Genomic DNA, 21,257 nt, shown 5'->3' with positions numbered 1-21,257 from the left:
GATGGGTAACGGTTCCGCGCTCCGCAAGGCCGGCATCGCCGTCGGCGCACTGCTGATCCTCGCCTGGTGCCTGCTGCCGGTCGCCTGGATCATCTCGCTCTCCTTCAAGTCGCAGGAGGCGATCACCAACGGCAGCCCCGGGTTCTTCCCCGCCGACGGCGGCTTCGCCGGCTGGGACAACTACGTGGCGGCCTGGGAGAACGACCAGTTCCGCCGGGCCATCTTCAACTCGGTCGGCATCTCGCTCATCGCGACGGTGCTGTCGGTCATCGTGGCGACGCTCGCGGCGTACGCGATCGCGCGGCTGGAGTTCAAGGGCAAGAAGCTCGTGCTCACCACCGCGCTGGCGATCGCCATGTTCCCGGTGGTCTCGCTCGTCGGCCCGTTGTTCGACCTGTGGCGGGCGATCGGGCTCTACGACACGTGGCCCGGCCTGATCATCCCCTACATGTCCTTCACGCTGCCGCTGGCGATCTGGACCCTGTCCGCCTTCTTCCGGGAGATCCCGTGGGAGATGGAGCAGGCCGCCCAGGTCGACGGCGCCACGTCGTGGCAGGCCTTCCGCAAGGTGATCGTGCCGTTGGCGGCGCCCGGCGTTTTCACCGCCGCGATCCTCACGTTCTTCTTCGCCTGGAACGACTTCGTCTTCGGGATCTCGCTGACCTCCACCGAGGCCGCGCGACCGATCCCCGCGTCGCTGTCGTTCTTCGTCGGGGCAGATCCGTTCAACCGGCCGGCGTCCCTGCTGGCCGCGGGAGCCGTCATCGCGACGATCCCGATCATCGTCATCGTGCTGGTCTTCCAGCGCAAGATCGTCGCCGGGCTCACGTCCGGCGCAGTGAAGGGATGATTCCGTGGCCGGCATCCAGATGAAGAACATCGTCAAGAAGTACGGCGACGGCTTCCCCGCGGTGAACGACGTCTCCATCGACATCGCGGACGGCGAGTTCGTGATCCTCGTGGGGCCGTCGGGATGCGGGAAGTCGACGCTCCTGCGGATGATCGTGGGCCTGGAGGACATCACCTCCGGGGACATGGTCATCGGCGAGAAGCGGGTCAACGACCTGGCTCCCCGCGACCGCAACCTCGCGATGGTCTTCCAGAACTACGCGCTCTACCCCCACCTCACCGTCTACGAGAACATCGCGTTCCCGCTGCGGCTGGCCGGCGCCTCCGACGCCGAGGTGGACGCCAAGGTCCGCGAGGCCTCGACGACGCTGGAGCTCGACGAGCACCTCGAGCGCAAGCCCGGCAACCTGTCGGGCGGCCAGCGCCAGCGCGTGGCCATGGGCCGCGCCATCGTGCGCGACGCCGACGCGTTCCTCTTCGACGAGCCGCTGTCGAACCTCGACGCCAAGCTCCGCGGCCAGATGCGCACCGAGATCGCGCGGCTGCAGAAGAAGCTGGGCATCACCACCGTCTACGTCACCCACGACCAGACGGAGGCCATGACGCTCGGCGACCGCGTGGCGGTCCTCAAGCGGGGCGTGCTCCAGCAGCTCGCGTCGCCGCGGGAGCTCTACGAGAACCCCGGCAACCTCTTCGTCGCCGGCTTCATCGGCTCCCCGCCGATGAACTTCCTGCCGGCCGAGGTGGACGGCACGAAGGTGCAGCTGCCGTTCGGCACCGTCGAGATCCCGGCCGACCGGGCCGAGAAGGTCGCCGGCCGGGGCCTGCTCATCGCGGGCATCCGGCCCGGGGCGTTCGAGGACGCCTCGCTCGTCGACGAGGCCAAGGCGCCCATGGGCTCGACGTTCCGCGCCAAGGTCGAGGTCGTCGAGTGGCTCGGCAATGAGACCTACGCCTACCTGCCGTTCGAGGCGCCGCCGGAGGTCCAGAAGCAGCTCGAGCAGCTGGAGAGGGACCTCGACGGCGACCAGCTGCGCACGCAGCTCGTCATCAGCCTCGACGGCGCGAGCCGCGTCCGCGAGGGCGACGAGGCGGAGATCTGGGTCGACACCTCGCAGATGCACCTGTTCGACCCCGCGACGGGCGAGAACCTGACGGTGGACCGCTCCCGCGCCGGGCGCATCCCGGAGCTGGACGGCCCCGCCGCCTGACCCCACCGCACCACCGCGACCCGGGCCCCGCCCCGGACGCACGACGGCCCCCGGTCCACCAGGACCGGGGGCCGTCGGCATCACCGCCGCGTCGTCACTCCAGGAGCTTGCGCTTGCGCTTGCGCTCCCCCGGCATCGGCTTGCGGGTGACGCTGACACCGCCCATCAGCGCCACGCCGCGGACCCGCACGACGGGCGAGCCCTCGTCGTACTGCGCCTCGACGCGGTCGCGGCCCTGCTCGAAACCGCCCATGATGCCGATGCCGTCGATCACGACGCGGGTCCAGGCGTTCACGGTGATGTCGACGCCGCCCATGAGCGCGTTGGCGGTGATCACCACCTCCCGCGTCGCGAAGCGCGCCTCGCGCAGGTCGAGCTCGACGCCGCCCATCAGCGCGAAGGCGTTGTGGGTCGGCCCGACCTCCCACACGCCCTTGCGCGTCACCCCGCTCATCACCGCGACGCTCGCCGCGTAGTGGTCGGCGGGCACGGGCGGGCCGGCGTACGACTTCGTGAACGACACGGGCGACGGCGCCGCCACCCCCGGTACGGCGAGCCCGCCCACCGTCGGCGCGTCCCCGGGGAGGTCGGCGAGCAGCGGCACCAGGTCGGCGTAGATCTTGGCGCCGTAGGCGGCCTCCAGCCGCTCGTCGAGCTCGTCGGGCTCGAGGCGGCCCTCCCCCGCCGCGTCGCGGAGCAGGTCGGCCACCTTGTGCCGGTCGGCGTCGGAGATGCGCAGCTGGGACGGATCGCTCACCCGCCCAGCCTAGGTGTCCCGAGCCCCCGCGGGGACCCGACCAAGGTCGGGTTCCGCGCCTCAGCGGGGATCGACGTAGACCGTCCCGCCCAGGTCCACGAACTCGCGGGACTTCTCCTGCATCCCCGCGAACCGCTCGCGGACGTCGTGGCTGATCCGCATCGAGCAGAACCGCGGGCCGCACATGGAGCAGAAGTGCGCGGTCTTCGCCGCCTCGGCCGGGAGCGTCTCGTCGTGCAGCGCCTGCGCGGTGACCGGGTCGAGGGAGAGGGCGAACTGGTCGTGCCAGCGGAACTCGAAGCGGGCCCGCGACAGGGCGTCGTCCCACTCCCGCGCCCGCGGGTGGCCCTTCGCGACGTCGGCGGCGTGCGCGCAGAGCTTGTAGGTCACCACGCCCGTCTTGACGTCGTCGCGGTCGGGCAGGCCCAGGTGCTCCTTCGGGGTGACGTAGCAGAGCATGGCGGTGCCGTGCATCGCGATGCTCGCCGCGCCGATGGCGGACGTGATGTGGTCGTAGCCCGGCGCCACGTCGGTCGCCAGCGGGCCGAGCGTGTAGAAGGGCGCCCCGTGGCACCACTCCTGCTGCAGGCGCACGTTCTCCTCGACGAGGTCGAGCGGCACGTGCCCCGGGCCCTCGACCATGACCTGCACGTCGTGCTCCCAGGCGCGCACCGTCAGGTCCGCGAGGGTGCGCAGCTCGGCGAGCTGGGCCGCGTCGTTGGCGTCGGCGACGGAGCCCGGCCGCAGGCCGTCGCCCAGGCTGAAGCTCACGTCGTACGCGGCCAGCAGCTCGCACAGCTCGTCGAAGTGGGTGTGGAGGAAGTTCTGCTCGTGGTGGGCCAGGCACCAGCCCGCCATGATCGAGCCGCCCCGCGACACGATGCCGGTCACCCGGTCGGCGGTGAGCGGCACGTGCTCGAGCAGCACGCCGGCGTGCACGGTCATGTAGTCGACGCCCTGCTCGCACTGCTCGACGACGGTGTCGCGGTAGACCTCCCAGCTCAGGGCGGCGGCGTCGCCCCCGACCTTCTCCAGCGCCTGGTAGAGCGGCACCGTGCCGATGGGCACGGGCGAGTTCCGCACCACCCACTCGCGCGTGGTGTGGATGTCGTCGCCCGTCGAGAGGTCCATGACGGTGTCGGCGCCCCAGGTGACGGCCCAGGTCAGCTTCTCCACCTCCTCGGCGACCGACGACGTGACGGCCGAGTTGCCGATGTTGGCGTTCACCTTCACGAGGAAGCGGCGCCCGATGACCATCGGCTCCAGCTCGGGGTGGTTGACGTTGGCCGGGACGATGGCGCGGCCGGCCGCGACCTCGCTGCGCACCAGCTCCGGATCGCAGCCCTCGCGGGCGGCCGCGTAGGCCATCTCCGTCGTCACCACGCCCTGCCGCGCCAGGTGGAGCTGCGTAGGACGCCGCCCGGGCAGGGCCCGGCGCGGCGCCCGCCGCTCGCCACGCCACTGCGTGCGCACCTCGCCGCGGCGCACGGCGGCGGGACCGTCGTCGCGCAGCCGCGTGGCCCGGCCCTCGTACGGCGCGGTGTCGCCGCGTGCGTCGAGCCACGGGGTCCGCAGGGGGGGCAGGCCGACCTCGGGGTCGGACCCGGGGCCCGCGGTGGTGTAGCGGTCGAAGGTGCTGCCGTCGGTGAGCGCCACCCGGGTCACGGGCACGCGCAGCGGCGTGCCGTCCGGCCCGGGCGGGCCCTCGAGCAGCACCCGTGCGTGGGCCGGGTGCACCGGGCCGGCGCCGTCCGGCGCGGTCGGCGCGGGGGCGGGCTCCGGGGTCGGCCCCGGGGCGGGGGTCGGAGCCGGGGTCGGGGTGACGGTCGGGTCGGTGGTGGTCACGAGGTCTCCTGGGGTCGGTGGGGCGGGTGGGGGTCGAGGGTGTGGGCGACGGGCCCGCGGCCGCGGCCGAGGTCCCAGTCCGCCGAGCGCGCGAGCTGGCGGGCGACGTAGCGGGCGGCCGCACCGACGGCCGGCTCGAGGTCGGCGCCACCGGCCAGCCCGGCGGCCAGGGCGGCGGAGAAGGTGCAGCCGGACCCGTGGTCGTTCTCGGTGCGGACGCGGGGGTGCACGAGCGGCACCGGGCTCCGACCGGGCCGGGCGAGCCAGTCGGTGCAGGTCGCCCGGGGGACGGCCCCCGGAGCGGGCCCGCCCGTGAGGACGACGGCGCAGCCCGTCGCGGCCAGGGCCGCGGCGAGGCGGGGCGCGGGCGTGGTGTCGTCGGGAGGGAGGCCCAGGAGGGCGCGGGCCTCATCGGCGTTGGGCGTCACCACGGTGGCCCGGGGCAGCAGGACGTCGGCGTAGGCCGCGGCGACCGACGCGTCGCCGAGGACGGCGCCCGAGGTCGCCACGAGCACCGGGTCGACCACGAGCGGCCGGTCGGGGCGGGCCGCGAGCCGCTCCGCGACGAGCCGGACCACCGCGGGCGAGCCGAGCACCCCGGTCTTGACGGCACCGACGGGCAGGTCGCCGAGCACCGCGTCCACCTGGGCGGCCACCACCTCGGGCGGCGGGGCGTGCACCGCGTGCACCTCGGTGGTGTCCTGGGCCGTCACCGCCGTGACGACGCAGGCGCCGTGGACGCCGTGGGCCGCGAACGTCGTCAGGTCGGCGGCCACGCCCGCGGCGCCCCCGGAGTCGGTGCCCGCGACGGTGAGCACGACGGGCGGTGTGGGCGACCGGGTGCTCGACAGTGTGGTCATCGGTCCTCCCCGCGGCTCGCGGCGGCGGTGGCCGCGCCGACCGCCGCGAGGAGGGCGGCGACCTCGGCCGCGGGCTCGGGGGCGCGCATGACCGCGCCCATCACCGCGACGCCGTGGGCACCGGCGTGCACCGCGTCCGCGGCCGTGCGGGCGTCGATCCCGCCCAGCGCGAGCACCCGGGTCGCCGAGCCGGCGCAGCGGCGGCGGGCCTCGCCGTACGCCGCGGGGGGCAGGGACGGCCCGTGGCCCGGCTTGCTCGCGGTGGCCGCGAACGGGGACAGCGTCACGTACGCCGCGCCCTGCGCCGCCGCGCGCGCGACCTCCTCGACGTCGTGGCAGGAGCGGGCGTGGATCCCGGCCCCCGGCGCGCGGTCGCCGGCTCGGTGGTCGGGCTGGTGGGCGGCGAGGTGCACCCCGTGCGCGCCGGGCAGGAGCGCGTGCGCGGTCAGCACCGTCAGGTCCGGGACCTCCCGCAGCCGGGCGACGAGCGCGCGGCGTGCGTCCACCGCGAGGTCCAGCTCGCGCACGACGACGGTGCGCAGCCCCGCCGCCGCGCACTCGCGCACGGTGCGGACCAGCCCCCGCCCCAGCGACAGCTGGGAGCGGTCGGTGAGCAGCACGACATCGGTCCGCACGCCGTCGGTCGTCACGCCGTCACCCGACCCGTCGACGGGCTCGACGCCCGGGCCACCGGCCGGCGCGGGATCCGGCCGGCGCCGCGCGCGGCCCACCCGGCCTCCACCGCGAGCCGCAGCGCCCGGGCCATCGCCACGGGGTCCTCGGCCCGGGTCACCGCGCTCGCCGCCAGGACGGCGTCGCACCCCAGCTCCAGCGCCGTGCAGGCGTCGCTCGCCGTGCCGACCCCGGCGTCCAGCACCACGGGGACCGCCCCGTCCACGGTGGCGACGAGGGCCTCGACCGCGTGCGGGTCGAGCACGCCGAGCCCGGAGCCGATCGGCGACCCGAGCGGCATGACGGCCGCGCAGCCGGCGTCGAGCAGCCGGCGCGCGATCCCCGCGTCCGCGGTCGTGTAGGGCAGCACGACGAAGCCGCGGGCGACGAGCCGCTCGGCGGCGTCGACGAGCTCGACGACGTCCGGCAGCAGCGTCCGGTCGTCGGTGACGACCTCCAGCTTCACCCAGTCGGTGCCGAGCGCCTCGCGGGCCAGCTCGGCGGTGAGCACCGCCTCGTGGGCGCTGCGGCAGCCCGCCGTGTTCGGCAGCAGCCGCACGCCGCGTCGTCGCAGCGTCGCGAGCAGGCCACCCGCTGCGCTCGTCGAGGTCCGCCGCACGCTCACCGTGACGAGGCCCGGCGCGGCGGCGTCGAGCACCGGGTCGAGCAGGGCGGGACGCGGCAGCCCGCCCGTGCCGAGCAGCAGCCGCGAGCCCAGCTGCTCGCCGGCCACGACCAGACCGTCGTGCCGCCCGTCCACCTGCCCGCTCACCTGCCCGCTCACCCGCCCTGCACCGCCGTCACGATCTCGACGACGTCGCCGTCGTCCAGGGGCGTGGAGGCGTGCTCGGCGCGCCGCACGACGGCGCCGTTGACGGCGACGGCGTGCCCGGCGGGGTCCCCGACGCGCGCGGCCACGAGCTCGGCGACGGTGCGGGCGGGGGTGGGGACGGGTTCACCGTTGACGGTGAGGTGCGGCATGGCGTTCCTCCTGGGTCTCGGTACGGCGGGGTTCGGTACGGCGGGGGTCGGTGCGGCGGGGGTCGAGCAGCGGCTCGACGTGCCCGGTGGCGAGGTGCTCGGCGACGAGCCGTGCGGTGAGCGGGGCGAGCAGCACGCCGTGGCGGAAGTGGCCGGCGGCGAGCACCACGGGGACGGCCCCGCCCGACCCGCCCGACCCGCCCGGCGCCGGTCCGACGAGCGGCAGGTGGTCGGCCGTCGTCGGCCGGTCCCGGGCGGTCGCCTCGACGAGCTCCGCCCGGTCGAGACCCGGCAGCAGCACGCGGGCGGCCTCGAGCAGCCGGGCCACGCCGCCGGCCGTGACGACGGGGGGCCCGTCGTGCTCCTCGCTCGTGGCGCCGACGACCACCTCGACGCCGGGGGCCGGCGCACCGGGCTCGGGCGGGCGGGGCTCGGGCGGGCGGGGCTCGGGCGGGCGGGGCACGACGTACACCGGCTCCCCCGCCACCCACCCGCGGACCACGTGGCGCGGCGGGTCGTCGGTGTGCAGGCGCAGCACCTCGCCGCGGACGCCGCGGACGAGGTCGCCGTGCGGGGCGGGCAGCCGGGCGCCGGTCGCGACCACCTCGACGTCGTGCGCCCACCCCGTCGCGGCGGGCTCCACCCGCACGCGCGAGCGCAGCGCGGCGACCACGCGTCGCGGGTCCACGGCCCGGTCCTCGGGGAGCAGGGCACCGCCGGCGACCCGCCCGAGGGAGGGCTCCGCACGGCGCAGGGCCGGCCGGGCCAGCAGCGTCGCTGCCCCGCCCAGCGAGCGCAGGAGGCCGACCTGGCGCTCGACGTCCTGCAGGTCGCCCCGGTCGTGGCCGACGAGCAGCGTGCCGGCCCGGTGGAGCGGGACGCCGAGACGGGCCGCGTACGCCGGCCACAGCGCGGCGCTGCGCAGCGTGAGGGCGAGCAGCCCCTCCTCGCCCCACCACACCTCGCTGCCGGGCGCCAGCATCCCGGCGGCCGCGTGCGAGGCACCGGACCCGGGTGCGGGATCGACCACCAGCACCGCGTGGCCGCCGCGCTGCAGCTCCTCGGCGACGGCGAGACCGACGATGCCGGCCCCCCGCACGAGCACGCGCGCCATCAGCGCGCGGCCAGGAGGTCCTCCGCCGCGGCCAGGGGGTCGGGTTGTCGCCAGATCGCGCCGATGACGGCCACGCCGTGGGCACCGGCGGCCCAGGCCTCCGCGGCGAGGGCGGGCGTCATGCCGCCGATGGCGACGAGCGGCAGGGGGCCCACGGCGGCGGCGAGCCCGTCGACGCCGCGGGGGGCCGGCAGTCCCGCCTTCGACGTCGACGCCGCCACGGGACCGAAGCCCGCGTAGTCGGCACCGGCGGCCGCCGCGGCCTCGACCGCCGGGCGGTCGCGGCAGGTGGCGCCGACGAGGAACCCCGGGAGGGCGAGCGCGTCCACGACGCGCCGGGCGGCGGGCACGGGGAGGTCGTCCGCGCCGAGGTGCACCCCGTCGGCGGACGTGGCGAGCGCGACGTCGAGTCGGTCGTTCACCACGACCCGGGCGCCGTGGGGCCGCACGGCCTCGACGACCCGGTGGGTCAGGTCGACGAGCGCGGCCGTGGTCGCGGCCTTCGCCCGCACCTGGAAGCCGTCCACCCCCCGCGCGGCGAGCGCCGGCAGCAGCGCGAGGTCGTCGTCGAGGTCGACGAGGCAGAACAGGCGCGGCACACCGGTGGCCGCGCCGCTGGTGACAGCAGGCACGAGAACGCTCCTCACTTCCTGCGCCGGCATGACCCGGATCAGGTTCGACGGTCGGGGCGGTCTCAGCCCCATCTCAGCCCACTGCCGTGGACTCCCGTGGTGGATGCCGCACACCGTACTCGTCCTCGCGACGGGCGCAACCCCGGCCCGCAGCCCCCGTCGAGGACCGGGAGGGGGACCAGGAGGGGGACCAGGAAGGGGACCCTGTGCGGCCCCCGGGTGTGACGCGGGTCTACGGTGCGTGTCCGTGAGCGCACCGCTGGGCGAGGACTTCCGCTACTCCGACCTGCTGCCCCTGGGGGCCGACACCACGCCGTACCGGCTGGTGACGACCGAGGGCGTGTCGAGCTTCGAGGCCGGCGGGCGCACGTTCCTCGAGGTGGAGCCCGAGGCGATCCGACGGCTCACCGCCGAGGCCATGCACGACATCGCGCACTACCTGCGCCCCGCCCACCTCGCGCAGCTGCGCCGGATCATCGACGACCCCGAGGCCAGCGGCAACGACCGGTTCGTGGCGCTCGACCTGCTGAAGAACGTCAACATCTCCGCGGGCGGCGTGCTCCCCATGTGCCAGGACACCGGCACGGCGATCGTCATGGGGAAGAAGTCCGAGGGCGTCCTCACCGGCGCCGACGACGGCGAGGCGATCAGCGCGGGCGTGTACGACGCGTACACCCGGCTGAACCTGCGCTACTCCCAGCTCGCCCCGCTCACGACGTACGACGAGAAGAACACCGGCACGAACCTCCCGGCGCAGGTCGAGATCTACTCGACCCCGCAGACGTCGGGGAAGCCGGAGTACAAGTTCCTCTTCATGGCGAAGGGCGGCGGCAGCGCCAACAAGTCGTTCCTGTTCCAGGAGACGAAGGCGATCCTCAACCCGAAGCGCCTGCTGCAGTTCCTCGACGAGAAGATCCGCAGCCTCGGCACGGCGGCGTGCCCGCCGTACCACCTCGCGGTCGTCATCGGCGGCACGAGCGCGGAGTTCGCGCTGAAGACGGCGAAGTACGCGAGCGCGCACTACCTCGACGCGCTGCCGACCGAGGGCTCGATGGCGGCGCACGGCTTCCGCGACCTCGAGCTGGAGCAGCAGGTCTTCGAGCTGACCCAGGGCTTCGGGATCGGCGCGCAGTTCGGCGGCAAGTACTTCTGCCACGACGTCCGCGTGGTGCGCCTGCCCCGGCACGGGGCGTCGTGCCCCGTCGCGATCGCGGTCTCCTGCTCCGCCGACCGCCAGGCGCTGGGCAAGATCACCCCCGACGGCGTCTTCCTCGAACAGCTCGAGACCGACCCCGCGCGCTACCTGCCGGACACCACCGCGGAGCAGCTCATCCAGGGCGGGGAGGTCGTGCGCATCGACCTCAACCAGCCGATGAGCGACATCCTCGCGGAGCTGCGCAAGCACCCGGTGAAGACGCGGCTGTCGCTGACCGGCCCGCTCGTCGTGGCCCGCGACATCGCGCACGCCAAGATCCAGGAGCGGCTCGACGCGGGCGAGGAGATGCCGGCGTACCTGCGGGACCACCCCGTGTACTACGCGGGCCCGGCCAAGACGCCCGAGGGCATGGCGTCGGGCTCGTTCGGCCCCACCACGGCGGGCCGCATGGACTCCTACGTCCGCTCGTTCCAGGCCGCCGGCGGCTCGATGGTGATGCTCGCCAAGGGCAACCGCAGCAAGCAGGTCACCGAGGCGTGCGCCGAGTTCGGCGGCTTCTACCTCGGCTCGATCGGCGGTCCCGCCGCGCGGCTGGCGCAGGACTGCATCAAGAGCCAGGAGGTGCTGGAGTACCCCGAGCTCGGCATGGAGGCCGTGTGGAAGATCGAGGTGGAGGACTTCCCCGCCTTCATCGTGGTCGACGCCGAGGGCAACGACTTCTTCACCGACCCGTCGGGGGCCGTGACCGTGCCGCTGAGCGGGATCAGGGTCCGCTCGGCCCAGTGAGGTCGGCGGGCGGGGTGAGGTCGGCGGGCGGGGTGAGCCCGGCCAGCGCCGCGAGGTAGCGCCCGGTCACGTGCCGCTGGACGGCCCCGGTGACGGGGCCGCCGAGGCGCGCCCACCACGTGGCGGGCCGGGAGAACGCCCGCACGACGAGCACCACGGTGTCGTCGGCGCGGTGCTCCAGCACGAACGCCTCCTCCCCCTCCTCGGGGTGGCCGGGGAGCGTGCCGTAGGAGTAGCCGACGCGCCGGGGCGTCGCCACGGCGGCCACGACGAGCACGGGCGCCCGCACGCCGACCGGCCCCCGGCCCAGGAGCAGCTCGGCGACGCTGCCCTCCGCGGTGGCCGGGCCGTCGGCCAGCACGGCCACGCCCGCCCGGCGCTGCACCTCCCAGGCACCGAGCGCCGTCGCGGCACGGGCGAACGCGGCGGCGCCGCGGCCGACCACCTGCTCGCGCTCGACGCCGGCGTAACCCGCCGGGGCGGCTCCCCCGGCCAGCGTCAGCCCGCGCAGCAGGGCGTCGTACGTCGGACCCTGCGCCCGCAGCGCGGACGCCCGGTCGGCGGGCAGCGGGAGCAGGGGCCGTGGCGGTCTCATGCCTGCGACGGTACGCCGCACCCGCTCGCGGGGGCCGCGCCCGCCACTAGGCTCCGGCCGTGGACCAGCCCGCCTCCCCGCATCCCGGCCCGCACCCCGGCCTGCACCCCGCCCCGGAGACCGACCCCGCTCCCGGCGACGTCGCCCGCGCCCGCTCCGAGCGGGGCGAGGTCGCGCTGCGCCGCCGCGAGGACGGCGCGCTCGAGCTGCGGGTGAACGGCGTCTTCGTCATGGACACCCTCGAGACCACCAGCGAGCGGCTGCTGGCCGAAGCCGCGCTGGCGGCCTGCGAGCGGCCCGAACGGGTGCTCGTCGGCGGTCTCGGGCTCGGCTTCACCGCTCGCGCCGTCCTCGCCGACGACCGGGTGCGCCGCCTCGACGTCGTCGAGATCGAGCCCGCCGTCGTCGCCTGGATGCGCGACGGCACGGTGCCGCACGGGCCGGCGTACCTCGCCGACGAGCGGCTGCGCGTCGTGGAGGCCGACGTGGCCGTCGCGCTCGCCGACGCGGCGGACGGCGCCTACGACCTCGTGCTCCTGGACGTCGACAACGGCCCGGACAACCTCGTCCACGCGCCCAACGCGGCGCTCTACACGCCCCCGCTGCTGGCCGGCGTACGACGCGTGCTCGCCCCCGGCGGCACCGTGGCCGTCTGGTCCGCGACGCACTCCCCCGCCCTGGAGCGCGCCCTGGCCGACGTGCTGGGCGCGTCGACGACCCACGAGGTCGCCGTGCCGGGCCACGGTCGCGTCGGCTCCTACTGGCTGCACTCCGCGCGCCGCTGACGGGCGGGCCGAGGGGCGGACTGACGGGCGGACTGACGGGCGGGCCGGCGGGACCGGGGCGAGGGTAGCCTCGCGGGCATGGCTGAGAACCAGGAAGAGTTCCGCGTCGAGCACGACTCGATGGGCGAGGTGAAGGTCCCGCGCGAGGCCCTGTGGCGCGCGCAGACGCAGCGGGCGATCGAGAACTTCCCGATCTCCGGCACGACGCTCGAGCGCCGCCACATCCAGGCGATGGCGCTGGTGAAGGCCGCCGCGGCCCGCGTCAACACCGACCTCGGCGTCGTCACCGCCGAGCAGGGCGACGCCATCGCCGCCGCCTGCGCGACGATCGCCGCGGGCGACGTCGACGCCCACTTCCCCCTCGACGTGTTCCAGACGGGCTCGGGCACGAGCTCGAACATGAACACCAACGAGGTCATCGCCTCCCTCGCCCGCGACGCCGGCACCGACGTGCACCCCAACGACCACGTCAACGCCAGCCAGTCGAGCAACGACACGTTCCCCACCTCGATCCACGTGGCCGCGACCCTGGCCGTCGGCGAGGACCTCGTGCCCGCCCTCGGCGTGCTCGCGACCTCGCTCGAGAGCAAGGCCGAGGAGTTCGCCGGCCTCGTGAAGTCCGGGCGCACCCACCTCATGGACGCCACCCCGGTCATGCTCGGCCAGGAGCTCGGCGGGTACGCCGCGACGATCCGCTACGGCGTCGAGCGGCTCGAGTCGGTGCTGCCCCGCGTGCGCGAGCTGCCCCTGGGCGGCACCGCGGTCGGCACCGGCATCAACACCCCGCAGGGCTTCGCGGCCGCCGCCATCTCCGCGCTGGGCGAGGCCACCGGCCAGCCGTTCACAGAGGCCCGCAACCACTTCGAGGCCCAGGGCACCCGCGACTCCCTCGTCGAGCTCTCCGGCGTGCTGCGCACCATCGCCGTCGGCCTCACCAAGATCTGCAACGACCTGCGCTGGATGAGCTCGGGCCCGACGACCGGCCTCGCCGAGATCCACCTGCCCGACCTGCAGCCGGGCTCGTCGATCATGCCGGGCAAGGTGAACCCCGTCCTGCCCGAGGCCACCCTCATGGTCTGCGCGCAGGTCATCGGCAACGACGCCGCGATGACGGTGGCCGGCCTGTCGGGCAACTTCGAGCTCAACGTGATGCTGCCGGTCATGGCGCGCAACGTGCTGGAGTCCGTGCGACTGCTCTCGACCTCGTCGGTGCTGCTCGCCGAGCGCTGCATCGACGGCATCACCGCCGACGCCGAGCGCATGCGCCGCTACGCCGCCTCGTCACCGTCCGTGGTCACCCCGCTCAACAAGCACGTGGGCTACGAGGCCGCGGCCAAGATCGCGAAGAAGGCCCTCGCCGACGGCGCCACCATCCGCGAGACGGTCATCGCGATGGGCTACGTCGAGCGCGGCGAGCTCACCGAGGAGCAGCTCGACGCCGCCCTCGACCTGGAGTCGATGACGCACCCCTGAGCCGCTGCGGCGTGCCCCGCGGGGCCGCGGACGCGACGAGGGCCGGTACGGCGGGACTCCCCGCCGTACCGGCCCTCGTGCGTGCGTCGTGTGCCCGGGTCGTGCGGGCTCAGTACCAGTTGACGGCCTGGCTGTGCGCCCAGGCCGAGCAGGGGGTGCCGTAGCGGTCCTCGATGTAGCCCAGCCCCCAGCGGATCTGGGTCGCCGGGTTGGTCTCCCAGTCGTCGCCGGCCGAGGCCATCTTCGAGCCGGGCAGCGACTGCGGGATGCCGTAGGCCGACGAGGTCGGGTTGTCGGCCGTGACGTCCCAGCCGGACTCCTTGGTCCACAGCGAGTCGAGGCACTCCCACTGGTCGGCGCCGAAGCCGGCCTCGGTGAGGAGCATGCGCCCGACCTCGCGGGGGTCCAGGTCGGAGGCGTCCTCCGCCTGCGTGACCGCGGGCCCGGCGGCGCCCGAGAGGGCCACCGCCTTCGCCGGGTCGACGGCGGCGCGGGTGTCGGAGCGGGAGGTCACGGAGCCGGCGGCACGTTCGGCCAGCAGCTCGTCGGCCACGATGCCGGCGTCGTCCGCGGCCGCGCTCGGGGTCGTGGCGGCCTCGGCGCCCTCGGCCAGCGAGGCGGAGGCCAGGTGGCCGTCCGCGGCGGACACACCGCCGGCGGTCAGCACCCCGCCGCCCACGACCACGCCGGTCGCGGCGGCGGCGACGGAGGTGAGGACGACGGTGGAGCGCAGGGCCTTCGAGGGGTCCAGCGGGAGGACGGCGCGACCGGGGGCGCGGTGCTTCGCCTGCCGGTGCCGGGGCTCGTACTTCTGCTTCGTCAACTGATCGGTGCTCACGTGAGGGGCCGGGGACCGCGGGACAGCCTGCCCGAGGTGCTCGGACGAGGCAAACCCGCGGTCCACCGGCCGCGACGCGCGACCCCTGGTGGGCGAGCTAGAGGGCGACGTTCTCCAGCATCTCGGTGACCAGGGCGGCGATGGGCGAGCGCTCCGAGCGCGTCAGGGTGACGTGCGCGAAGAGGGGGTGGCCCTTGAGCTTGTCGACCACCGCGACGACGCCGTCGTGCCGGCCCACCCGCAGGTTGTCGCGCTGGGCGACGTCGTGGGTGAGCACCACCTTCGAGTTGGCGCCGATGCGCGAGAGCACCGTCAGCAGCACGTTGCGCTCCAGCGACTGCGCCTCGTCCACGATGACGAACGCATCGTGGAGCGAGCGGCCGCGGATGTGGGTGAGGGGCAGCACCTCGAGCATGCCGCGGTCCAGCACCTCGTCGATGACGTCGCGCGACGTCAGGGCACCGAGGGTGTCGAAGACCGCCTGGGCCCACGGCGACATCTTCTCGCTCTCGCTGCCGGGCAGGTAGCCGAGCTCCTGGCCCCCGACCGCGAACAACGGCCGGAAGACGACCACCTTCTTGTGCTGGCGCCGCTCGAGCACGGTCTCGAGGCCCGCGCACAGCGCGAGGGCCGACTTGCCCGTGCCCGCCCGGCCGCCGAGCGAGACGATGCCGACCTCGGGGTCGAGCAGCATCTCGAGGGCGATGCGCTGCTCGGCCGAGCGACCGTGGATGCCGAAGGCGTCCCGGTCCCCGCGCACGAGGTGGGCCCGCTTGTCGGCGCCGACGCGGGCGAGCGCCGTACCCCGGTCCGACAGCAGCACGAGGCCCTGGTGGCACACGAGGTCGCGGGCCTGGTCCAGGTCCGTCGTGCCGTGGTCGTAGAGGTCGTCGAGCACGTCGGCCGGGACCTCGAGCTCGGCCATGCCGGTGTAGCCGACCTCCGAGTCGCTCACGGCCTCGCCGCGGTACTCCTCCGCGTCGAGACCCACGGCCGAGGCCTTGATGCGCAGCGGCAGGTCCTTCGAGACCAGCGTGACGACGCGTCCCTCGTCGGCCAGGTTCCGCGCCACGGCGAGGATGCGGGTGTCGTTGTCGCCGAGCCGGAAGCCCGACGGCAGGGCTCCCGGGTCGGTGTGGTTGAGCTCCACGCGCAACGTGCCGCCCAGGTCACCGACGGGCACCGGCTGGTCCAGCCGGCCGTTGGTGACCCGCAGCTCGTCGAGCGTGCGGAGCGCGGTGCGCGCGAAGTACCCCAGCTCGGGGTGGTGCCGCTTGCCCTCCAGCTCGGTGATCACCACCACCGGGAGGACCACCTCGTGCTCGTCGAACCGGCGCAGTGCGCCGGGGTCGGCCAGCAGCACGCTGGTGTCGAGCACGTAGGTGCGGACGGACGTCTCGCGCGTCGGGTTCGAGGCCACGGTCTACCCCTCAACGAACCGGTGCGCGCACTCGTCGCCCCGGCCCTAGCTCCAGCAGGCGGACTCAGGGATCACCCGAAGACGGGAGTGCCCGCCTCCTCCCACGCAGCGGCTGTGCCGCGCGGTGCAGTCGTGGTCGTCCACGATCGGGCCTCCTGGGTACGGCGGGCTTCCCCACCCGCCGATGAGCAGGAAATTACTCCCGGGCCCGGGCCGCCCGTGGCGACACGCGCGGATGCGAGGTGAACGGTGCGTTACCGGTGCGAACACCCGTCACACCAGCCCCACCGGCACCGCGCGCGCCGGGGTTCAGCGCCCGTGACGCCGCTCGCGCTCGCCGTACGCCCGGATGGCCCGCAGGAAGTCGACCCGGCGGAAGTCGGGCCAGAAGGCCTCGCAGAAGTAGAACTCGCTCCCCGCGCTCTGCCACAGCAGGAAGCCGCCGAGCCGCTGCTCCCCCGACGTGCGGATGACGAGGTCCGGGTCGGGCTGGCCCTTGGTGTAGAGGTGGTCGCCGATCATCGCGACGTCGACCTGGGCGGCCAGCTCCTCCAGCGTCGTGCCGCGGCGGGCGTGCTCGAGCAGCAGCGACCGCACGGCGTCCGCGATCTCGTGCCGCCCGCCGTACCCGACCGCGACGTTGACGAGGATGCCGTCCACCTCCGCCGTGGCCGCCGCCGCCGCCCGCAGCCGCTCGGAGGTCTCCGGCGGCAGCAGGTCCAGCGCCCCGACCGGGTGCAGGCGCCAGCGGCGCTGGTCGGCGAGGCTGTCGACGGCGTCCGCGATGATCTCCAGCAGCGGCTCGAGCTCGTCGGCGGAGCGGTTGAGGTTGTCGGTCGAGAGCAGCCACAGCGTGACGACCTCCACGCCGATCTCCTCGCACCAGCCGAGGAGGGGCTCGATGTTCGCCGCCCCCGCCCGGTGGCCGTGCGCGGTGTCGGCGCCGACGGCCCGCGCCCAGCGCCGGTTGCCGTCGAGCATCACGCCGACGTGGGCCGGCACGCGGGAGGCCGGGAGGCGCCGCACCATCCGCGCCTCGTACGCCGGGTAGAGCGCACGACGCACGACGGACTTCCAGCTCCTGGCCACCCGACGATGCTAGTGGCGCGCGGTCCGGGCACCGCCAGGACTCCCCGTGGCCCGCGCCGCGGCCCGGGCGCGAGGTGGGGCCTCGCCGCGCCGGGAGGTCGCCGGCACGACGGCTACATTGGGCCCATGAACGCTCCCTCCCAGCGCATCGCCGAGCTCCGTGGCGCCGCCGGTGAGCGTCTCGACGCCGCCGGCAAGCAGGTCCGCGAGGTGCTCGACGACGTCAAGCCGCACCTGCGCGGGTGGCTGCACCTCGGCACCGCCCCCGTGGCCCTCGCGGCCGGCATCGTGCTCGTCGCGCTCTCCCCCGACGCCACGACGCGCATCGGATCGGCGATCTTCACCCTGAGCGCCCTGCTGCTGTTCACGGTCTCGGCGGTCTACCACCGCGGCACCTGGTCGCCGCGCACGTGGTCGTTCCTCAGGCGCTTCGACCACGCCAACATCTTCCTGCTCATCGCGGGCTCCTACACGCCCTTCACGCTGCTGCTGCTCGAGGGCGCGCAGCGCACCGCGCTGCTCGTGGTGGTGTGGTCGGGCGCCCTGGCGGGCGTCGCCCTCAAGGTGCTCTGGCGGGGCGCCCCGCGGTGGCTGAACGCCCCCATCTACCTGGCGCTGGGCTGGGCGGCGGTGTTCTTCATCCCCGGCTTCCACGACGGCGCGATCGCCCGGTACGGCACCACCGTGGGCGTCGCCGTCTTCACCATGATCTGCGTGGGCGGCGGCCTCTACACCCTCGGCGGCATCGTCTACGGCCTGAAGCGGCCCAACCCCTCGCCGCGCTGGTTCGGCTTCCACGAGGTCTTCCACACGTTCACGATCCTGGCGTTCTCCGCCCACTACGTCGGGGTCTCGCTCGCGACGTACTCCCTGCGCTGACGCCCGGCAGGCCCGGGTTCGTCCCCGCCCGGGCCGTCGGGGTGGTTGGATCAGTCGTGCCCACTTCCCCCGACCGTGTGGACGTCGCCCGGGCGATCGGGGCGACGTGGGCCGCCGAGCTGGACCCGCGGGTCCGCCGCTGGTCGCTCCTGCTGTCCGCCGGCGAGGTCGAGCTGGCCCGCGCGGAGCGCGACGCCTACGACGGCGGCGGCACCCTCACGCCCTTCCTCGCGCTGCAGGTCGTGGAGCGCGGCCTCGCCACGGTCGACGTCCTCCTGGCCCTCGCCCGGGGCGCCCGCTCCGACCTCGACGGCGTGCGCGCGGCGCTCGACGTGCTCGGCGGTGCCGACGCGGTCAACGAGCGCCTGCGCCGGGGCGGGAACCTCACGCGGGCCCACGCCGACGGGTCGAGCCGTGTCGTGCCGGCCGAGCACGCCGAGGCCGTCGCGGCGCTGACGGGCAACCCGGCGTACGCCGACGCCCGCACCGTGCTGCTCGGTCACCGCTCCGCGGGCCTGGCCGCGGCCCTGGTCCCCGAGGGCGCCGCCGAGGTCGGTCCGACGCTGTGGCACGCGCGCGCCACGTCCGGCGGCGTGCGTCACGACGGAGGGCTGCTCGTGCTCCCCGACGGCACCGAGCTGGCGGTGCACTGCTTCACCGAGCTGGGTGCGGACGGTCCCGACGACGGTCCCGACGAGGGGCTGGACGACGGGCCCGACGACGTCCTCGACGCCGTGGCGCGGGCGTTCGCCACGACCCTGCGGCTGCTGGGCCACCGCGGGCTGACCGACCCGGGCCGGCCGGCCTGACACCCCCGGGCCTGACACCCGCGGGCCTGACACCCCGGGCCGGCCGCTCAGAGGTGCCGGTGCACGAACTCCAGCACGTCGGCGAGCACCTCGTCGCGGTTGGTCTCGTTGAGGATCTCGTGGCGCGCCCCGGGGTACTCGCGCGACTCCGAGCCGCCGGGCGCCGCGATCGCGGCGAACCCGGCCCGGGACAGGGCGACCGGCACGAGGGCGTCCTCGGCGCCGTGCAGGTGCAGCAGCGGGGTCGAGGTCACGGGACCGGCGGCCGTGATGGTGCCGAGGAACGCGACGAGCGCCGCGACCGTCGTGCGCTTGAACGGGCCGTGCCACACCAGCGGGTCGGCGACGTACGCCTCCCCCACCGCCGGGTCGCGCGACAGCGTCGCCGGGTCGATGGGCACGTCCGGGATCTCGGGCAGGTCGAGCAGCGCCTCGGCCGCCTCCCACCGCCCCAGCACGGGCCCGCTGAGCACGACGCAGGCCAGGCCGTCGCCGTGGCGCTGGGCGTAGCGGGCCGCGATCATGCCGCCCATCGAGTGGCCGAGCAGCACCACCGGCAGGCCGGGGTGGTCGGCCCGGGCGGCCTGCTCGAGCAGGTGGACGTCGTCCACGACGGCCTCGAAGTCGGGCACCAGGACGCGCTCGCCGGCGCTGCGGCCGTGACCGCGGTGGTCGACGCCGTACGCCACCGCGCCGTCCGCGACGAGGCGCTCCGCGACCCACGTGTAGCGGCCGACGTGCTCGCCGTACCCGTGGCACAGCAGCACGACGTACGACGGGTCGGGGCCGCTCCAGCGACGGCCGGCGAGGGTGCCGGCGTGGCCTGCCAGCTCGAGGGCGTCGTCGCCGTCGGGCGCGGGCGGGGTGACGTGGGTCATGGTGCCGAGCCTGCCACGCGCGTGGGCGTCGGGTCCTGCGATCCTGGGGCGGTGGGGCACGCACGGACGGTGATCGCGGACCTGCTGCGCGTGCACCCGGCCGCCGGCACACGGGTGGTCGCCCTGCGGGCGGGCGCGACGATCCTCGTGCCCCTGCTGGTGCTGGCCGGCACCGACCGCCTGACCTGGGGCCTCTACGCCGTCTTCGGCGCGTTCGCCGCCGTGTACGGCGGGAGCACCGCCGCGCGGGGTCGCTGGCGGGTGCAGGCCCACGCGGGCTCCCTCCTCGTCGCGGCGGCCACCACCGGCGCCGCCGTGGCGCTCTCCGAGCACCGCGCGTGGCTCGCCGTGCCCGTCGCCGCGGCCTGGGCGGCGCTCGCGGCCGACGCGTCGGACCGCCGGCGCTGGGTGCCGCCCGGCCCCCTCTTCGTCGTCTTCGCCGTCGGCGCCTGCTCCGCCCGGCCCACCGAGCCCCACGAGGTCCCCGTCGCCCTGGGCATCGCCGGGGGCACGGCGGCCCTCGCGCTGGCCCTCGGCGTCCTCGACGAGCGCCGGCCCCGCCCCGCCCCACCGGCCCCGGCCGCCCGCCACACGCCCCCGGCGGCCGACCGTCGCCGCCTCCACGTCGCCCGGGTCGCCGTCGCGGTCGGGGTCGCCGGCGTGCTGGCCACCGCGAGCGGCATCGGCCACCCCTACTGGGCCATGGTGGCGGCCGTCGTCCCCCTCGCCGTGCCCCGCCTGCGGGCCCAGGTCGTGCGGGCGCTGCAACGCGCGCTGGGCACGACCGTCGGCATCGGTCTCGCCGCGGTGCTGCTGTCGGTGCCGCTCTCGCCGCTGGCGGCCGTGCTCGTGGCCGCCGCGCTGCAGGGCGTGGCCGAGCTGCTCGTGGTGCGCAACTACGGCGCCGCGCTGGTGTTCATCACGCCGCTGGCCCTGCTGATGGGCCACCTCGCCCACCCGGAGCCCGTCGGCGACCTCGTGGTCGACCGGCTTGCCGAGACCCTGCTGGGCATCGCGGTCGGGCTGCTCGTGGCCTGGGTGACGCGTCAGCGACCTGCGCCCGCAGTGCCCGCACCGCCCGCACCGCCCGGTCCGTCCCTGGCAGGGTGAGCCCATGACGTCGACGCGCACCCCGGAGCCCGTCCCGCACCCGGACGGGCCGAGCCTGCAGGACCGCTACCTCCCCGACCTCCCCTGCTTCGGCTGCGGACCCGCCAACCCCCGGGGCCTCCGGCTGCGCAGCTTCGCCCCGGACGCGGGCGGCCCGGTCGTCGCCGCCTTCACCCCGTGGCCGGAGCACGACAACGGCCTGGGCTTCCTCAACGGCGGGATCATCGCCACCGTCCTCGACTGCCACTCGGCCGCGGCCGTCGTCCACGCCGCGCACGAGAACGGCTGGCCCGCCGAGCCCGGGGTGCCGCTGCCCTACGTGACCGCGGGCCTCGACGTGCGCTACCGCCGTCCGGCGCCCCTGGCGGCCACCCTCGGCCTGGTGGCCGAGGTGCGCGACGCGTCGTACGACGAGATCACCGCCCACGTGCGCCTCGAGCACGACGGGAAGGTGCGCGCCGAGGCCGAGGCGACCTGGAAGCGGTGGCGGCCCCGACCGGCCTGACGCCCCCGGGTCC

Annotated in this window: 22 protein-coding genes and 1 riboswitch; of the genes, 9 read left to right on the top strand and 13 right to left on the bottom strand. The window is 75.3% G+C overall.

What is annotated here, in order from left to right; translation table 11 throughout:
* Position 1 precedes the first annotated feature (1 nt).
* On the top strand, positions 2-850 hold the full coding sequence (locus ACOACO_RS09755) for a carbohydrate ABC transporter permease (RefSeq protein WP_420296026.1): 849 nt from the start codon (positions 2-4) through the stop codon (positions 848-850).
* A 4-nt stretch (positions 851-854) separates the two neighbouring features.
* Positions 855-2,060: an ABC transporter ATP-binding protein gene (locus ACOACO_RS09750; RefSeq protein ID WP_420296025.1), complete on the top strand. Its 1,206-nt coding sequence runs from the start codon at positions 855-857 to the stop codon at positions 2,058-2,060.
* A 94-nt stretch (positions 2,061-2,154) separates the two neighbouring features.
* Here the strand turns inward: ACOACO_RS09750 and ACOACO_RS09745 are convergent, their stop codons facing one another.
* The 8 genes from ACOACO_RS09745 to ACOACO_RS09710 all read right to left on the bottom strand — a co-directional run bounded on the left by ACOACO_RS09745 (position 2,155) and on the right by ACOACO_RS09710 (position 8,921).
* Positions 2,155-2,817 carry a DUF1707 SHOCT-like domain-containing protein gene (locus ACOACO_RS09745; protein ID WP_420296024.1) on the bottom strand — a complete coding sequence of 221 codons (663 nt, stop codon included), beginning with the start codon at positions 2,815-2,817 and terminating at the stop codon, positions 2,155-2,157.
* A gap of 60 nt (positions 2,818-2,877) precedes the next feature.
* Entirely contained in the window at positions 2,878-4,554 is a 1,677-nt protein-coding gene (gene thiC, locus ACOACO_RS09740) for a phosphomethylpyrimidine synthase ThiC (RefSeq protein WP_420296323.1), read from the bottom strand.
* A gap of 104 nt (positions 4,555-4,658) precedes the next feature.
* Positions 4,659-5,522, bottom strand: coding sequence for a bifunctional hydroxymethylpyrimidine kinase/phosphomethylpyrimidine kinase (gene thiD / locus ACOACO_RS09735; protein ID WP_420296023.1), 864 nt, complete (start codon positions 5,520-5,522; stop codon positions 4,659-4,661).
* Positions 5,519-6,172 (bottom strand): thiamine phosphate synthase, encoded by a 654-nt coding sequence (locus ACOACO_RS09730; protein ID WP_420296022.1) that lies wholly within the window; start codon positions 6,170-6,172, stop codon positions 5,519-5,521. Before ACOACO_RS09730 ends, thiD begins: the two co-directional genes overlap by 4 nt.
* Entirely contained in the window at positions 6,169-6,966 is a 798-nt protein-coding gene (locus ACOACO_RS09725; RefSeq protein ID WP_420296021.1) for a thiazole synthase, read from the bottom strand. Before ACOACO_RS09725 ends, ACOACO_RS09730 begins: the two co-directional genes overlap by 4 nt.
* 8 nt (positions 6,967-6,974) lie before the next feature.
* A complete protein-coding gene (gene thiS, locus ACOACO_RS09720) occupies positions 6,975-7,175 on the bottom strand; it encodes a sulfur carrier protein ThiS (protein ID WP_420296020.1) in 201 nt (66 codons plus the stop codon).
* Positions 7,150-8,289: an FAD-dependent oxidoreductase gene (locus ACOACO_RS09715; protein ID WP_420296019.1), complete on the bottom strand. Its 1,140-nt coding sequence runs from the start codon at positions 8,287-8,289 to the stop codon at positions 7,150-7,152. Before ACOACO_RS09715 ends, thiS begins: the two co-directional genes overlap by 26 nt.
* Entirely contained in the window at positions 8,289-8,921 is a 633-nt protein-coding gene (locus ACOACO_RS09710; RefSeq protein ID WP_420296018.1) for a thiamine phosphate synthase, read from the bottom strand. The genes ACOACO_RS09715 and ACOACO_RS09710 overlap by 1 nt, the downstream gene beginning before the upstream one ends.
* Positions 8,919-9,029, bottom strand: a riboswitch (TPP riboswitch). It overlaps the preceding gene by 3 nt.
* Before the next feature lie 139 nt (positions 9,030-9,168).
* Here ACOACO_RS09710 and ACOACO_RS09705 point away from each other — a divergent pair.
* Positions 9,169-10,863, top strand: a complete 1,695-nt coding sequence (locus tag ACOACO_RS09705; protein ID WP_420296017.1) for a fumarate hydratase — start codon at positions 9,169-9,171, stop codon at positions 10,861-10,863.
* Here ACOACO_RS09705 and ACOACO_RS09700 read toward each other — a convergent pair.
* Positions 10,841-11,458: a DUF1990 family protein gene (locus ACOACO_RS09700; RefSeq protein ID WP_420296016.1), complete on the bottom strand. Its 618-nt coding sequence runs from the start codon at positions 11,456-11,458 to the stop codon at positions 10,841-10,843. The two genes, ACOACO_RS09705 and ACOACO_RS09700, sit on opposite strands and share 23 nt — an antisense overlap.
* Before the next feature lie 59 nt (positions 11,459-11,517).
* On the opposite strand from ACOACO_RS09700, the gene ACOACO_RS09695 reads away from it, so the two are divergent.
* Both ACOACO_RS09695 and ACOACO_RS09690 read left to right on the top strand, forming a co-directional pair.
* Positions 11,518-12,243: a hypothetical protein gene (locus ACOACO_RS09695; protein WP_420296015.1), complete on the top strand. Its 726-nt coding sequence runs from the start codon at positions 11,518-11,520 to the stop codon at positions 12,241-12,243.
* Between the two features lie 78 nt (positions 12,244-12,321).
* Positions 12,322-13,716, top strand: coding sequence for a class II fumarate hydratase (locus ACOACO_RS09690; protein ID WP_420296014.1), 1,395 nt, complete (start codon positions 12,322-12,324; stop codon positions 13,714-13,716).
* A gap of 109 nt (positions 13,717-13,825) precedes the next feature.
* On the opposite strand, the gene ACOACO_RS09685 is transcribed toward ACOACO_RS09690, so the two are convergent.
* The 3 genes from ACOACO_RS09685 to ACOACO_RS09675 all read right to left on the bottom strand — a co-directional run bounded on the left by ACOACO_RS09685 (position 13,826) and on the right by ACOACO_RS09675 (position 17,063).
* Positions 13,826-14,539 carry a lytic transglycosylase domain-containing protein gene (locus tag ACOACO_RS09685; protein WP_420296013.1) on the bottom strand — a complete coding sequence of 238 codons (714 nt, stop codon included), beginning with the start codon at positions 14,537-14,539 and terminating at the stop codon, positions 13,826-13,828.
* Between the two features lie 112 nt (positions 14,540-14,651).
* Positions 14,652-15,974, bottom strand: a complete 1,323-nt coding sequence (locus ACOACO_RS09680; RefSeq protein ID WP_420296012.1) for a PhoH family protein — start codon at positions 15,972-15,974, stop codon at positions 14,652-14,654.
* Positions 15,975-16,283: 309 nt separating this feature from the next.
* Positions 16,284-17,063: an isoprenyl transferase gene (locus ACOACO_RS09675; RefSeq protein WP_420296011.1), complete on the bottom strand. Its 780-nt coding sequence runs from the start codon at positions 17,061-17,063 to the stop codon at positions 16,284-16,286.
* A 126-nt stretch (positions 17,064-17,189) separates the two neighbouring features.
* Between ACOACO_RS09675 and trhA the strand changes: the two genes are divergently transcribed.
* Complete coding sequence (gene trhA, locus ACOACO_RS09670) at positions 17,190-17,942, top strand: PAQR family membrane homeostasis protein TrhA (protein ID WP_420296010.1); 753 nt, start codon at positions 17,190-17,192, stop codon at positions 17,940-17,942.
* A 56-nt stretch (positions 17,943-17,998) separates the two neighbouring features.
* Positions 17,999-18,751, top strand: a complete 753-nt coding sequence (locus tag ACOACO_RS09665; protein WP_420296009.1) for a hypothetical protein — start codon at positions 17,999-18,001, stop codon at positions 18,749-18,751.
* Positions 18,752-18,798: 47 nt separating this feature from the next.
* Here the strand turns inward: ACOACO_RS09665 and ACOACO_RS09660 are convergent, their stop codons facing one another.
* Positions 18,799-19,629 (bottom strand): lysophospholipase, encoded by an 831-nt coding sequence (locus ACOACO_RS09660; protein WP_420296008.1) that lies wholly within the window; start codon positions 19,627-19,629, stop codon positions 18,799-18,801.
* A gap of 51 nt (positions 19,630-19,680) precedes the next feature.
* Here ACOACO_RS09660 and ACOACO_RS09655 point away from each other — a divergent pair, with 51 nt between their 5' ends.
* Together ACOACO_RS09655 and ACOACO_RS09650 are read left to right on the top strand one after the other, a co-directional pair.
* A complete protein-coding gene (locus ACOACO_RS09655) occupies positions 19,681-20,739 on the top strand; it encodes an FUSC family protein (protein WP_420296007.1) in 1,059 nt (352 codons plus the stop codon).
* 4 nt (positions 20,740-20,743) lie between these two features.
* Complete coding sequence (locus ACOACO_RS09650; RefSeq protein WP_420296006.1) at positions 20,744-21,244, top strand: PaaI family thioesterase; 501 nt, start codon at positions 20,744-20,746, stop codon at positions 21,242-21,244.
* Positions 21,245-21,257 lie beyond the last annotated feature (13 nt).

The sequence above is a fragment of the Nocardioides sp. CPCC 205120 genome, assembly GCF_048654585.1.
Classification (GTDB): domain Bacteria; phylum Actinomycetota; class Actinomycetes; order Propionibacteriales; family Nocardioidaceae; genus Nocardioides.
The sequence above is the reverse complement of the archived record's forward strand: the minus strand, read 5'-3'. Positions and strand labels throughout refer to the sequence as shown.